This is a genomic window from Methylobacterium sp. E-012, assembly GCF_057836545.1.
This window is the reverse complement of record NZ_JBYQEY010000006.1, coordinates 1-13,573: the sequence shown is the minus strand read 5'-3', so window position 1 is coordinate 13,573 and position 13,573 is coordinate 1. Positions and strand designations below refer to the sequence as shown.

Sequence of the window (13,573 nt, the reverse complement as noted above, 5' to 3'; positions counted from 1 at the left end):
CGACCGGCCTACTGCCGCGTCACAGCAGGGGCAATGCTGCCGAGCGTTGCGTGTGATCTCCGACAAAGCTCCGAACGTCGGCTTTCACACCGGGGAACCGAACCGGGTTGCGCGCGAGCTAACCTAAGCTAAGTGCGGTCCCAACATATGACGGGAACCACGATGAGCCGACTGGCTCACGGGAGGGCGCGGGGGATCATGGCGGACAGCAAGCTTGAGGCTGCGGGTAATCCATTCCTGCGCAAACTGGAGGGCTTCGTACCGCTGCCGGAGGCGGACCGAGCCGCGCTGCTGAAGATCAGCGAGAACCCGCAGGTTGTCTCAGCTGGAACGGATCTGATCCGCGAGGGCGAGCCGCCGGATGGCATGTTCTTGATCCTGGACGGTTTCGCCTGTCGCTACAAGCTACGGGGAAACGGCACGCGGCAGATCGTGGCTTACCTCATTCCTGGCGATGCGGGCGACGTGGACGGGGCACTGCTCAGAGCCATGGATCATTCGATCTGTACGCTGTCGGCCTGCAGGGTCGCGCGGATTGCGGCCGATACGATCTGGGACCTGTTGCAACGTCCGGCCGTCGCGGCCGCACTGCGGAAGTCTAAGCTGGTGGACGAGGCGACCCTGCGCGAGTGGCTGTCGAACGTCGGCCGCCGCACGACCGTGGAGCAGCTCGCGCACCTGTTCTGCGAGGTGCACCTGCGCTTGCGAGCAATCGGCCGGGCAGACGGGAACCGCTTCGAGCTACCCCTTACTCAACAGGATCTCGCTGACACGACGGGGCAGACGAGCGTGCACGTGAACCGCTCGCTCCGGGAACTTCGGTCGGAAGGGCTGATTGAACTTCAGCAGAGGCACCTGACGATCCTGGACCTGCCACGCCTCAAGCTACTGGCGGAGTTCAAGTCCGAGTATCTGCATCTGGGAGATCAAGCCGCCGTATGAGCCTTCGCCTCCAGCCTATCCAGGTCGCGACTGGGGATGCTGATCAGGAGAGCCGACTGGTGTTCCACGATGGCTCCTTGGTGGCAGTGCTGGTGCGCCTCTCCGACGAGTATGAGGATGAGGCCGGGAAGTGGTTTCTGGAGGCGGGATTTGGGCGGGTGAACACCGTGACCCCACCCGCGTTCGCTGATCTCGACGAGGCACAGGACTGGATCGAGCAGCGGCTGGCGCACACAGCCTGATGTCGCGAACCTGCGCCATTCATCGCGCAGGCTTGCGAACCTCGTAATCGATGCGGGATTAGACACCTGCTCAGGGAGGGGCTGGGCAAGGCAGAGGATGCACTCACGTCCTTGTTACAGCCTGAACCGTAGCAGGTTTTACACTTGCTCTCGGTGGGCAACTGCACAGCCCGTCAGCCCAGTCCCCCTATGGCAAGGCGTAATGATCGATGCTGGACCGTCCGATCATTGGCCTTGCCGTGTGGCTTTCAAAACCCCTCGGCTTCTTGACGACCTGCTTTACCGTCGCCGCCGGGCTGGGCGCCGGCTTCATCCTCAGCTTCAACGATCACTGGGCGCTCGTCTTCAACCTGTTCCTGTCAATTGCCGCCATGCTCTTGGCCGGTGTGATCTTGGTCGCTGGGGCCTGGGATACAGCCGCCATCCAGATGAAACTCGATGAACTCATTCGAGCCGTCGCAGACACCGACGAGCGATTGATCGGGATCGAGGAGCTAAGCGCGGAGGAGTTAGAGCTTGTCCGGAAGGACAAGGCTTCCGCCCCAAGTTCGGACCAAGCCTCACGGATCACGGGGCGATCAACTCATTGCAGTCAGCACGAACGGGTCTGAAACTCGATCGCCTTGCGCCTCGTAGAGGGCAAATGGCTCGTAATCATCGGTCCCCGATGCCGTATCTGACCTCTCGGTCCAGCCGTGTCAGCGTAGTGCCGTGCACCACCCATGCGGGATGCTTCCGGTGGATCATTACCTCGGCTGACGGCCAGCGATCGGAGCAGTCACCCTACTCCTATGCCACGGCGGCAGGAGCACGAGCGGTCGGCAATATCCGGCTACGGGAGATCAACACGAAGATCTGACCGTTTGGCCACCCCCGTTCATTAAGCGGCGTGCCTGCTGGCGAACAGGCTCTCTCAAATTCAAGCTGCGGCGGACCACCGAGCGGCCCCGCCACAGCCTCACTTCGTAAGCCCCATATCGCTCAGGCGCCGCCGGCCAAGAAGGGCGTAGCTGCAGCCAGCACCGCTGCCTTGGTCAAGGGCGCGTCGAAGGCGCCGTCCCAACCGACATAACCGCGCACCCGCCGCACCTCTGCCGCGTGCCGCGCTTCGACGGAGTGGATCTGTAGCGCCGTCGTCAGCACCGGCGTGCCCTGCAGGTTGCCAGCCTGACCCTTGTAGGCCGCCACGCCGAGGTCCTCGAACGTGCTCGACAGCGTCGTGAACGTGTCGAAGTTCGAAAACACGTCCGGGTACTTGCCCTTGGCCGTGAAGTCGAAGGCCGGAGACGGGATCGCGGCGGCGCCTAGCGCGCCCTGCAGCAACCGCACATGCGCGGCCTCGTGCTTGGCGAGCTGTGAGAACACGGCTCGATAGCGAGCCGGGATCAGGCGAGGCGTGGCCAGCGCCGTGCGGTAGAACTCCGCCTCCAGGTATTCCAGGGTCAGGGCGAACCGGAGCACGTCCACCACCTGTCCCGGCAGGCCCTGAGCGAAGACTTCGGTGGAGGCGACGGCGAGCACCGTCGGCGCGCTGGCGAGCGCCCCGAGCGTGCCGACGGCACGGGTGAACAGGCCTCGGCGCGAGGTCATCCGGGCAGTCATGTCGGGATCGAGCGTCTCGATCAGGGTGGGAGCGGCAGGCGTAGATGCGGTCATCGTGGCGTCCTCTGTGGCGGGGGCGAGCGTCGGCCGGGCGATCACGGCAGCTGGCTCGCGCTGACGGGGGTGAGGACGAACGGAACCACCTTCGGCAGCACCTGCGAGGGGACGAGCGCGCGGTCGAGGCCATTGCCGTCCACGATATCGTTGCCGGCGAACGCTGCACTGTAAGGGTTGAGCATGTCGCGGATCGTGGCGGCGTGGCGCGCCTCCACCGAGACGATCGAGCCGGCATTGGCGAGGAAGTCGGGGTTGCGCAGGAGTTGGCCGGCGCCGTTGTAGGCGGCGACGCCTAGATCCTCGAAGGTGCGGGCGGTGCCGAGCACGCTCTGACGACTGGCGAAGTTGACCCGGCCGAAGTCGACCTGGAGGTCGGGAATGGCATTGCCGCCGAGCGCGGCGCGGAAGAACTCGCGATGGGCGACCTCGTGTTGCTGGATGCCAGTGAGGCTCTGCTCGTCAGAGGGGTTGAAGCCACGATAGGGCTGCTGCAGCACCTGGGTGTAGAAGGCGGCCTCCAGCTGCTCCAGAGCGTAGGCGTAGTTGAGGACGGCGAAGTCACCCTGCCCGAGGTCGACCGTGCCGCCGGCGAGCGTGGCGCCACGCTGCGCGAAGGCTTCGGCGAGGTTCAGCTCCAGGAAGGCTGTTGAAGCGACGAGGATGCCGGCGGCCTTGAGCAGCCCACGGCGCGGGCTCGCGGTGGCCTGATACTCAGTATCGCATTTTGGTTGAGCCGAGCGGATCACGAGGACCTCCCATTTGCGGCGAAATCGTGGCGACGCAGGACAGGCTGCGATGGTGCGGTCAAGATCGCAATAACACAGATTAGAAAATATTCCAAAACCTGCTACAAGCACAATATTTATAGATACATGTAAAAAAATTGGTCATTGCATGAAACTTTCGCTCCATCTCATCCGTATAGGCTGGTTTTGTGTAATTTCTGTTTGCTGCACATCAGATAGAAATTGTTCTCTCTTAGGAACTTAGGCGGTAGTTTTGGTCTTTCACGAACTATGCGGGCGATAAGTCCGCGCTCTGAAGGAGATCTCGCATGAAGAAGATAACGCTGACCCTAGCGACCGCTACGCTGCTCGGCGGCTTCGCCCTCGGCGCCGGCGCTGCCTCGGCAGCCCCTATGTCCGTCAATAGCTTACAGGCCGATCATTCTGGCATCACGCAGGTGCAGATGATGCGCGGCGATCGCATGATGATGAAGAAGCGCATGATGCATAAGCGGATGATGCGCCATCACATGATGAAGAAGCGGATGATGCACCGCATGTGAGGTATCTAGGTCCAGCATTCGGGAGGGCTCCCACAGGAGCCCTTCTATCGAAGCCTGCTTCGCACTGACCGAGGAGGCTCACGACGTGTCCCGCACTTACCTGGTACGCTCCGCACCCGATACGGCCGAGATCGAGCGTCGGCGCTGGATGTTCCGGCACCCGGTCGTCATCCGTTTCACCCATTGGGTCAACGCGCTCTGCCTGCTCGTCCTGCTGATGAGCGGCTTGCAGATCTTCAACGCGCATCCAGCCCTTTACTGGGGCAAGGCATCGACCTTCGACGCGCCGCTGCTGGCGATGTCCTCGACCGAGGACGACCCGCCCAAGGGCGTGACCACGGTGCTGGGTCGCGCCTTCGACACGACCGGCTGGCTCGGCTCCTCCGCTGGAACCGACGGCGAGCCCGCGGATCGTGGCTTCCCGTCCTGGCTGACCCTGCCGAGCGACCAGGACCTCACCGGCGGCCGTAGCTGGCACTTCTTCTTCGCCTGGGCCTTCGTCCTGAACGGCAGCCTGTACCTGCTCTACGGCCTGCTCAGCGGGCAGCTGCGCTTCCGCGTCGTTCCGCAGCGTGACCAAATCAGGCATTTCGGCGCGTCGATTTGGGAGCACCTCACCCTGCGCTTCCCGCAGGGCGACGAGGCCAAGCGCTACAACGTCATCCAGAAGCTTACCTACCTCGTCGTACTGTTCGTGCTGCTGCCGGTGCAGGTGCTTGCCGGCCTAGCGATGTCGCCGGCCATGGACGCCGCGTTCCCGTTCCTGCTGACCCTGTTCGACGGACGGCAGTCAGCGCGCACGGTTCACTTCGTCGTGGCGGCCCTGCTGGTGCTGTTCGTCATCGTCCACGTCGCCCTGGTCGTGCTCTCAGGCTTCTGGAACAACATGCGCGGGATGCTCACCGGCTGGTTCGTGATCGAGCGCAAGGTCGAGCCTGCCGCTGACGGGACGGGAGGCCCCGCGTGAGCCGCCAGCCCAGCCGGCGCGCCCTGCTCCTCGGCGCCACCGCCGCGGCCGGAACCGCGATGCTGGGCGGCTGCGACCGTCTCGGCGAGGCGGAGTGGTTCCGGCGTACCCTGAAGACCGGCGAGGACGCCAACCTGTTCGTCCAGCGCCTGCTCCTGACCGAGCGGACCTTGGCCCCTGAATTCGCCGAGGCGGATATCTCGCCCTGGTTCAAGCCGAACGGCACCGAGGACCCGCCGGACAAAGCCTACAAGGCCCTGGCGAGGGGCAAGTTCGCCAAGTACCGCCTGGAGATCGGCGGCCTCGTCGAAGCCCCGTTCAAACTGTCCCTGGCCGACCTTCGCCAGCTTCCCGCCCGCACGCAGATCACCCGGCACGACTGCGTCGAGGGCTGGAGCGCCATCGGCAAGTGGACCGGGGTTCCGCTCGCCGAACTCCTAACCCGGGCCAAGCTGAAGCCAGAAGCCCGCTTCGTCGTGTTTCACTGCGCCGACACCATGGATCAGGGTGGCGATGACGATGGTGATGAAGACGGCACCGCAGGTGACAGCGCTTCACAGGAGGAGGTGCCTGCTGGCAACGCCAACCCAGCTATGACCAAGCAGTCAGGTGGCGGTGAGAGCAGGAAGGACTCGGGCGGCCAGCAGGCACCGGAGGATACCGCGGCCAGCGGAGGATCGCCGGTACGGTACTACGAGAGCCTTGACCTGGTCGACGCGTTCCACCCGCAGACGATCCTCGCCTACGACATGAACGGCAAGGCGCTTCCCGTCTCGAACGGCGCCCCGCTGCGCCTGCGGGTGGAACGCAACCTCGGCTACAAGCAGGCCAAGTACGTGATGCGCATCGAAGTGGTCGAGAGCTTCGCCCAGATCGGCGAAGGCAAGGGCGGCTATTGGGAGGACCAGGGCTACGCTTGGTATGCTGGCATCTGAGCCGAATAATCGGACGTGAGCTGCGCGATCAGGTCCTTGCCAGAAGGGTCTGTAAGCCAACCTGATGCAACAGGCCGGGGCGAGACGACCAGCCGCATCCCAGCTCGCTCCCCGTCAGCCGCTCTGATGTCGGAGGCCCGCGGCATCTGCCTACCGGTCTATCGTGCGCGTAGCCGATCTTGGCGTTGAGGACCTGCTTATCCGATGTCCGCATCACCGAAGCGTGATGCATCGTATAACTTCTTCTCCTGTTTTATAGCGGGCAACAGGAGTTTCATCCCATGCCCTATAGCCGATCAACTGCACGCCTTTACTTAGCCGCAGCTCTATCCCTCACCGGTACCGTCGCGGCGCGCGCCGCGACCGTCTCTGATGAGGACAAAGCCTTCGTCGCGAAGGTCTCGCAGGGTGGGATGTACGAGGTCGAGCTTGGCAAACTCGCTGAGAGCAAGGGCGCCCGACAGGATATCAAGGACCAGGGCAACACTGAGGCACACGATCACACCCTTGTAGGCGACAAGCTGAAGTCGATCGCCACGGGCGCTGGCCTCTCGTTCCCCGACACGCTGAACACCGAATTCCAGGGTCGGCTCGACCGGATGAAGGGGCTATCGGGCGCAGCCTTCGATGCCGCCTACGTCAAGGACATGAAGGCGATCCACGACGCGGACGGCGCCGCCTTCGCCAAGGAGGCCAAGTCCGGCACCAACCCGGATCTGAAGGCCTTCGCCACCGAGACCCACCGCATCGTCCAGCGCCACCTTGGCGAGCTCGGCGCCAAGACGAACTGAGATCGCTCGGGACGGTATGACGTACACCGGCCGGGCGGCCATATCATCACGGCTCGCCCGGCCTTCCAAACGTACCTATCGCCCGTGCTTCGCCAGAACCTCGTTCAGCGCCTGGGTGACGAGCGCTTCGATTGAGTTGCCTGCCCGGCCGTGCTCCGTGACCAGTTCGCGAGAGAGCCCACGCACCTTGGCGATGAGATCCCGGTCGAGCCACACCGTGAACGCCTGCCGGTTCTCCCGGTGATCACGGAGTTTAGGTGTAGGTTTAGGTGTATCTAACCCTTGAGCTTGAGGTTGAGTTATAGGTTGAGGTGTAGGGTCTAGGATCGGCTGTTCCCCGACCACGAACGAGGCGGACAGGCTGGGCCGCTTAGCCATTCTGCTTCTCCGTCCGCTTGCGCTTTACCTTGATGCCCACCTGCTTCGCCACCCATCGGAACAGAGCATCGATCTCCTCGGCGCCCCTCCCCTCCGGTTCGATCTCCTGGATCGTACTGCCGTCGATCAGGCAGGACTTGTAGCCCTTGCGGTGGCAGATGAACGGTGCGCCGTGCTCGCGGCCGGTCGGGATGCCGCGAGAGACAAACCCAGCAGCAGCCTCCTTCACGTCTTTCTTGGCGCCGCTCACGTCCACGTCGGTGAAGATGACGAAGTTCGGCTTACCCAACCCCTGAGCCATTGCATGCGAGGTCGGCACAGCGTCCATGTCGGCCAGGGACGTGCGCGACGGGATCAGCACGAGGTCGGACAACTCGGCCGCCCGCTTACCCATGATCTCGGCCTTGCCCGCCGTATCGATCAGCACAAGCTCGGCGCCCTGTTTCTCAAATTCGCGCAGCGTTGGTTCAAGGAAGTCGGGGGTCGTCTCGGGCCGGACCGGCGGCCCTTCCGCCTGGCGGCGCGTCGACCACATCCGGAGCGTCGCCTGGGGATCGGTATCGACGATCGCCGTCAGGATACCGGCGTGGTGCGCGGCCACCGCTAGATGCGCGGTGAGCGTGGATTTTGTGCTCCCGCCCTTCAAGCCCAAGATCGTGACAACCCGCATCGACTCACCTCCGGCGCGCTTCCTAAACCGTGTAGGTCTAAGGTCCAAAGATACCGTTTAGCTTGACCTCTAGGTATGACGTAAAGGTTCACCGTTGAGTTTTAGGTGTAGGTTTACCGTTTAAAACGTTTGCCTTCCGTACGCCCCTATTATAACTTTCGATAAGCGTCATTCTCGAAAGTTTGGCGCAGGTCGGAGACAGACATGGCGGGCAGGGTTTCAGGGTCGAACATCGCAGGTGCGATCAACGCGGCGCACGCGGGCGTCGAGGCGGCCAAGCGCGAGGGCGCGCGGTACGCCGTCGAGTGCGGGCGGCTGCTGGCCCATGCAAAGGACACGGTCCCGCACGGCGGCTGGGATGCCTGGCTCCGGCTGAACACCACCGTCTCGCCGCGGACGGCGCAGCTCTACATGCGGATCGCCCGGCACGTCGAAGGCGACCCGGCAAAAGCGCAACGCGTTGCGGGTTTGAGCGTGCGCGAGGCAGCGGCCGAGGCGACGGGACCGAAGCGCGCGGCCGTGGCGCGCAAGCCGCTGCCGCCCGAGGGTGAAGCGTGGTTGACCGAATTCGATGCCGTCTGGGACGAAACCAAGGACAAACCCGAATGGAAGGAGAGGGCGGCCCGTGAGCTGCACCATCGGGGGTTCGTCACCCGCGAGCAGCGGAACGCCATTATCAAGTCGGCTTGGCATAACCCAAACTTGACGAAGCAGGATCGCGCCGAGGCGGCCGAGCGGTTCGTCGGGATGCTGGCCGCTCATTTCTCGAAAGACAAACTTCGGGAGATGCTGCCGAAGTTCAAGCAGTGCGATCCCGAGGACATCGCCCTTGCCCTGGGCGACGTTCAAGAGCGACGGGAGCGGCAGGCCCGTGGAGCCTGAAATCCTTTCGGCCGAAAGTGTACACAACGTGGACACTTTGCCTGTCGGAACCCTGCATAATATGCAGACATTGCCCGCGGAAGCGGCCGCGATCGTCCGCGCTTATCAGCAGGCCAGCAAAGCCGCCTCGACGGTGCGCGCCTATCGCGGCGATGTGCTGGTGTTCCAGGCTTGGTGCGACCGGTACGGGTTCCGGTCCCTCCCGGCGAGCCCGGAGGCCGTGGCGGGCTTCATCGTCTCGGAAGCGGAGGACCGCCGCGCTGCCTCGACGCTCGGCCGCAGGCTCGCCGCGATCCGGTACGCACACAAGCTGGCCGGCGTCGCCGATCCGACAGATGATGAAGGCGTGCGCGCCGCCATGAAGGGCGCCCGGCGCAAGGTAGGCGTTGCCCCGACGCAGAAGGCGGCCGCAACCGCGGAGATCCTGGCTGCTCTCCTGATGCGGACGCCCGACACCCTGACGGGCAAGCGGGATCGCGCGTTGCTGGCGCTTGGCTTCGCGGGCGTGTTCCGCCGGTCCGAACTGGTGGCGCTCGATGTCGAGGACCTGCGCGAAGATCCAGAGGGCTTACGCGTCCTAGTCCGCCGGTCGAAGGTAGACCAAGAGGGCAGGGGCTTCGAGAAGGCCATCCCGCACGGGCGGTTCATCCGGCCCGTGGCGCTGGTGCGTGAGTGGCTGGACGCTGCCGGGATTACTGCGGGCCCGGTGTTCCGGCCGGTGTCGCGGTCGGGCAACGTGCGCAAAACGGAAACCGTTTCCGGTTTGCCGCCTCGCCTCACAACGCAGGCCGTAGCCGACATCATCAAGCGGTATTGCGCCGCCGCTGGCCTCGACGCCACGACGTTCGGGGCGCACTCGCTGCGGGCTGGCTACATCACCACGGCGGCCGAGCGTGGGGCCGATCTCGCCCGCATCATGGATCAGTCGGGCCACCGGGATCCGCGGACCGTGGTCGGGTACATTCGCAGGGCCAACGCCTTCAAAGGACACTCGGGGAGCGGGTTCCTGTGAGACGCAGGACTTGCTAGACGCCGCCGCGCTTCAATCCTCCGGCGTGACGCAAGTCCCCATGAAGGCCTTACGCTCCGGCCCTTCCCTCAGCTTCTGAGCCTCCGCCCGCTGTCGGCAGCGGTCGAGTACCGCCGGATCAACCGCAGATGCCGCTTCCTCGCCGGCGGGCGCACTTGAAGCGGGTTTCGCGGGCGACTCGGACGTGCGCTGTGCGTCGGCTGCCCTAGGAAGGCAGGCGAGGGTAGCCAGAGCGGCGAGAACCTTGAAAGAGCGGCGCATGATCAAGCCAGGCCGTCATCGGCTGCCTTGTCCGGATCATCGGGCATGCGCTCGGCATCCTTCACCGGATCCTTGCTCTCGGGCTCGCTGCCGGTCGTCGGGTCCGGCACGTTGACGTTCGGGATCCGCACCGTCGGCGGCACGACGCTCACGCCCGGTGGCTTGTCTGTCTCAGCCATGACCATGCCGTCCCTCGTGATGCCTGTGTCGTCGCGCGGATCAGCGACCCGCCCGACGTCTTCTTTGAAGGTCACAGATCCTGCGCGATTGGCAACCACGGTAGACAGACGGCGATTGCCTCAACCTCGATCAGCGCCGCGATCTGCTCATTTGCCGCCGCCGCCACCCTGGGGCAGGGGCCGCTCCGGCTGGCCGGCATTTCCACCAGCTGCAGAGTTGTTCGTCACAGTGTCAGCCGGCTGCCCGGTCGGCGTCCCCGTCACGGTGCCCGGCGCACCGGTCGAACCCGGCTGAGGTGCGGCTACGCCAGTTGCGCCCGGGGCTGTCCCGGGTGGGGTAGCTGCTGGTGCCTGCGCGAACGCTGCGCCTGAGAAGAGCAGCATGAAAGGGATAGCTGTGACGAGGGTGCGCTGACGCATCGATGCCTCCGTGCCGAAGAACGCCGGTAACGCGTATGTGAGCGGGATGGTTCGCGATACTTCGGAAGCCTGATCGCGCAAGTTCCTCACGCTGGGATGCGGTCGATGCTGGCGGTGTCCTCGGCGGACACGCCGTTCTCGCGGTGGCGGAAGTCGGAGAGCGCCCGATAGACCTGAAGCCGCGCGCGCATCACCGACCCGAGGGGCCGGTGCGCCGCGAGGCTATGGGCCGGGCGGAAGGTCATGACCTCGTCGAAGTAGCGCACCCGGTCCGGCGCGTAGGCATCCTGCCGGGGCAGGCGCAGGGTCGCGACCGTGCGATACGGGCTGACCGCGACGGGCCAGTCGACCGAGGCGTCCTCGATGGGTTGGCGCTCGGCATCGGCCCAGAGCTGGGCCTTCAGCTCGAACACCACATCATGCTCGCGGAAGAAGTCGATTGCCGCGTGGCGGAAACCGTCCTCATCGACGTGTGGGTCGAGCCGCCACTCGGATAGGGCGCGCTGTGCCTCGGCCGTGGGAACGGCCGCGAGCTTGGCCACGTAGTCGCCAAAACGGATCGGAGCCTGGCTGAAATAACTGTCGGCTAGGGGATGGCTGTACGGATGGCCGAAGAAGTCGGCGAACGCGCTCTCCGTCCCGAACGCGTGCAGCACCCGATTGAGATTGCGCATGGTCGACGAGACCGCGCTCTTGACCCCCTCCGGCAGCGCGGTGGACTTGCCGATGACCGTGCCGTCGCGCAGGAAGCCCGCCGCCGTACCCGAGGGGAAGGTGGTACCAGTCGCGAGCACGAAGTCCTGGGTATCAACGGCATGGCCGGGCAGCTTCTCGCCGGGGACGTCGAACACCTTGATGGACATGCCGCGATGGGTCGAGACGCGGTCGCCAAGTGTCTCGCCCGGCCCCTGCGCGAAGCGCACCGCGACGGGGTGGAGGCCGGGGCTGGAGAACAGCCCTTGGGCCAGTTCCGGCGGTAGGCCGGGGGCGATCGTGAACTCGCCGGTGACGCAGGCCGAACTCTTGGCGTGGCTGGCACGGACCGCATGGTGCTCGCGCTTCTCGACCGTCTCGGACTGCTGCGTCATGCCCTTGATGATGCCGTCGATCGTCGCCTGCTCGTCTGGAGCTGGCTGCTCGATGTCATGGGTGTAGCGCAGGTAATTCATTCTTGGGCTCTCACGCGCGGTTCTTTGGATGAAGTTCCGTGCGCATGGCCAAGTTCCTAATCGTCCGCTCCGGCTGGAGACGTGGCGCTCACTTTCACGGCGCTGATGCACCATTCAGCATCGCGTCGTAGTCGGACGCTAGCTGATGCAAGCCGGAGGGAACAGGCAGCTCCCCCCTACGCCTCAAGCCTCAGGGCTTCCCTCAGACTTCCGCGGCCGACCGGCATGCTTTAGCTTGTCGGAGACGGTCGCCACGGGCTCAGCGGCCTTCGCGGCCGCCTTCTTGCGCTGGCTGCCGAGGCCGAGGCTCTTGGCGAGTGCGGAGCGATGCGCCGAGTAGCTGGCGGCCGTGGAGGGGTAGTCCCGCGGCAGGCCGAAGTGCTCCCGGTACTGATCGATTGTCATGCCACTCTTGCTGAGATGCCGCTTCAGGGTCTTGTACGGCTTGCCGTCGATGAAGCTGATCAGCGCGTCCGGCGTGATCGACTTGCGGATCTGGGCAGGGGTGATCTTCTCAGTGGCAGGAGCAGCAAGTGCGCCGGCATTACCAAGCCCCGAGAGCGCAGCGTGCGTACTGGCGATCAGCTCCGTCATGTCGGCAGGCCGTACCGAGTTCTTGGACACGTAGGCCGATACGATGCCAGCCGTGAGTTCTAAATAATCGGTGGCAGCAGCCTCGATCGTCCCTGTGTTCTCGTTCACGGCGCACCTGCTTGAGTGAAGCAAGCCATCTGCGCCAGCGAACACAACAAATCAATGCACGTTTAGGACTTTTCGCTTCTACCTGCTGATTTTTAGCTTGCCATCGCTCGCATCTCGGGTGCGCCTTCGCGCAGCACGTAGCCGCGGCCCCAGACGGTCTCGATGTAGTTCTTGCCCTGGCTGGCGTTGGCGAGCTTCTTGCGCAGCTTGCAGATGAAAACGTCGATGATCTTCAGCTCGGGCTCATCCATGCCGCCGTAGAGATGGTTCAGGAACATCTCCTTGGTGATGGTCGATCCCTTTCGGAGACCCAGAAGCTCCAGCATCTGGTACTCCTTCGACGTCAACGGGATGCGCTTGCCGTCGATCGAGGCCATCTTCTCGTCGAGGTCGAGCACGAGATCGTCGATCGTGATTTTGGACTGAGCATGACCCTTCGAGCGCCGCACAATAGCGTGGATGCGCGCGATCAGCTCGTCCTTGTGGAACGGCTTGGTCAGGTAGTCGTCGGCGCCAAACCCCAAACCTTTCACCTTGTCCTCGATGCTGGCCATGCCGGACAGGACGAGGACGGGGGTCTGAATTTTCGACACGCGGAGCGAGCGCAGCACCTCGTAGCCTGACATGTCGGGCAGGTTCAGATCGAGGAGGATGATGTCGTAATCGTAGAGCTTGCCGAGGTCGACACCTTCCTCACCGAGGTCGGTGGTGTAGGTGACGAAGCTTTCCGATTTGAGCATCAACTCAATGCTCTGTGCGACGGTAGCGTCATCTTCGATCAGCAGAACGCGCATGACACCACCTCGAACTGAGGTGCTTCATACTCTCTCAGCAATACTGAACCGTTAACAGGCGGCTTTGCCGTTCAGTGCCCGGTGACGAACCGGGCGGCCCACTCGTCAGGGGATAGCTCCGGGCCGGTGAGGCACAGCACGCCGTTGTTCACGGTCGCTTTCCCTTGGGCAGTCCAGCGTTGCCAGTTCGTGAGCGCGTCGGCCGCGGCGAGGTCGCCGGCCACGTCGCCGATCGGATGATCCGTCAGGAGTGCGGTCGGGTCG

At 64.2% G+C, this 13,573-nt stretch carries 17 protein-coding genes; 9 read left to right on the top strand and 8 right to left on the bottom strand.

What is annotated here, in order from left to right; translation table 11 throughout:
- The first annotated feature begins 198 nt into the window (after positions 1–198).
- The 3 genes from AC3IF1_RS30095 (at position 199) to AC3IF1_RS30085 (ending at position 1,795) form a co-directional block, all read left to right on the top strand.
- Positions 199–942 carry a Crp/Fnr family transcriptional regulator gene (locus tag AC3IF1_RS30095; RefSeq protein ID WP_489220759.1) on the top strand — a complete coding sequence of 248 codons (744 nt, stop codon included), beginning with the start codon at positions 199–201 and terminating at the stop codon, positions 940–942.
- 59 nt (positions 943–1,001) lie between these two features.
- Entirely contained in the window at positions 1,002–1,184 is a 183-nt protein-coding gene (locus AC3IF1_RS30090) for a hypothetical protein (protein WP_489220758.1), read from the top strand.
- A 209-nt stretch (positions 1,185–1,393) separates the two neighbouring features.
- Positions 1,394–1,795 carry a low affinity iron permease family protein gene (locus tag AC3IF1_RS30085; RefSeq protein WP_489220757.1) on the top strand — a complete coding sequence of 134 codons (402 nt, stop codon included), beginning with the start codon at positions 1,394–1,396 and terminating at the stop codon, positions 1,793–1,795.
- A 370-nt stretch (positions 1,796–2,165) separates the two neighbouring features.
- Here AC3IF1_RS30085 and AC3IF1_RS30080 read toward each other — a convergent pair whose 3' ends face one another.
- Entirely contained in the window at positions 2,166–2,840 is a 675-nt protein-coding gene (locus AC3IF1_RS30080; RefSeq protein ID WP_489220756.1) for a ferritin-like domain-containing protein, read from the bottom strand.
- Positions 2,841–2,881: 41 nt separating this feature from the next.
- Positions 2,882–3,589: a ferritin-like domain-containing protein gene (locus tag AC3IF1_RS30075; protein ID WP_489220755.1), complete on the bottom strand. Its 708-nt coding sequence runs from the start codon at positions 3,587–3,589 to the stop codon at positions 2,882–2,884.
- 308 nt (positions 3,590–3,897) lie between these two features.
- Here AC3IF1_RS30075 and AC3IF1_RS30070 point away from each other — a divergent pair, with 308 nt between their 5' ends.
- The 4 genes from AC3IF1_RS30070 (at position 3,898) to AC3IF1_RS30055 (ending at position 6,824) form a co-directional block, all read left to right on the top strand.
- Positions 3,898–4,131, top strand: a complete 234-nt coding sequence (locus tag AC3IF1_RS30070; RefSeq protein WP_489220754.1) for a hypothetical protein — start codon at positions 3,898–3,900, stop codon at positions 4,129–4,131.
- A gap of 85 nt (positions 4,132–4,216) precedes the next feature.
- On the top strand, positions 4,217–5,098 hold the full coding sequence (locus AC3IF1_RS30065) for a cytochrome b/b6 domain-containing protein (RefSeq protein ID WP_489220753.1): 882 nt from the start codon (positions 4,217–4,219) through the stop codon (positions 5,096–5,098).
- On the top strand, positions 5,095–6,033 hold the full coding sequence (locus tag AC3IF1_RS30060) for a molybdopterin-dependent oxidoreductase (RefSeq protein ID WP_489220752.1): 939 nt from the start codon (positions 5,095–5,097) through the stop codon (positions 6,031–6,033). The genes AC3IF1_RS30065 and AC3IF1_RS30060 overlap by 4 nt, the downstream gene beginning before the upstream one ends.
- Before the next feature lie 281 nt (positions 6,034–6,314).
- Positions 6,315–6,824, top strand: coding sequence for a DUF4142 domain-containing protein (locus tag AC3IF1_RS30055; RefSeq protein WP_489220751.1), 510 nt, complete (start codon positions 6,315–6,317; stop codon positions 6,822–6,824).
- 370 nt (positions 6,825–7,194) lie between these two features.
- Here AC3IF1_RS30055 and AC3IF1_RS30050 read toward each other — a convergent pair whose 3' ends face one another.
- The gene (locus tag AC3IF1_RS30050; RefSeq protein ID WP_489220750.1) at positions 7,195–7,872 is read right to left on the bottom strand and encodes a nucleotide-binding protein; all 678 of its coding nucleotides are present in this window, start codon (positions 7,870–7,872) and stop codon (positions 7,195–7,197) included.
- A 204-nt stretch (positions 7,873–8,076) separates the two neighbouring features.
- Between AC3IF1_RS30050 and AC3IF1_RS30045 the strand changes: the two genes are divergently transcribed.
- Both AC3IF1_RS30045 and AC3IF1_RS30040 read left to right on the top strand, forming a co-directional pair.
- A complete protein-coding gene (locus AC3IF1_RS30045; RefSeq protein ID WP_489220749.1) occupies positions 8,077–8,754 on the top strand; it encodes a DUF3102 domain-containing protein in 678 nt (225 codons plus the stop codon).
- A gap of 61 nt (positions 8,755–8,815) precedes the next feature.
- Entirely contained in the window at positions 8,816–9,766 is a 951-nt protein-coding gene (locus AC3IF1_RS30040; RefSeq protein ID WP_489220748.1) for a site-specific integrase, read from the top strand.
- Positions 9,767–10,047: 281 nt separating this feature from the next.
- Here AC3IF1_RS30040 and AC3IF1_RS30035 read toward each other — a convergent pair whose 3' ends face one another.
- From AC3IF1_RS30035 to AC3IF1_RS30015, 5 genes are all read right to left on the bottom strand, one after another.
- Positions 10,048–10,224: a hypothetical protein gene (locus AC3IF1_RS30035; RefSeq protein WP_243967012.1), complete on the bottom strand. Its 177-nt coding sequence runs from the start codon at positions 10,222–10,224 to the stop codon at positions 10,048–10,050.
- 506 nt (positions 10,225–10,730) lie between these two features.
- Positions 10,731–11,813, bottom strand: coding sequence for a catalase family protein (locus AC3IF1_RS30030; RefSeq protein WP_489220747.1), 1,083 nt, complete (start codon positions 11,811–11,813; stop codon positions 10,731–10,733).
- A 183-nt stretch (positions 11,814–11,996) separates the two neighbouring features.
- Positions 11,997–12,515 carry a Ros/MucR family transcriptional regulator gene (locus tag AC3IF1_RS30025; protein ID WP_489220746.1) on the bottom strand — a complete coding sequence of 173 codons (519 nt, stop codon included), beginning with the start codon at positions 12,513–12,515 and terminating at the stop codon, positions 11,997–11,999.
- A 92-nt stretch (positions 12,516–12,607) separates the two neighbouring features.
- The gene (gene ctrA, locus AC3IF1_RS30020; protein WP_489220745.1) at positions 12,608–13,309 is read right to left on the bottom strand and encodes a response regulator transcription factor CtrA; all 702 of its coding nucleotides are present in this window, start codon (positions 13,307–13,309) and stop codon (positions 12,608–12,610) included.
- A 71-nt stretch (positions 13,310–13,380) separates the two neighbouring features.
- On the bottom strand, positions 13,381–13,573 hold a 193-nt coding region (locus AC3IF1_RS30015), incomplete at its 5' end, for a hypothetical protein (protein ID WP_489220744.1).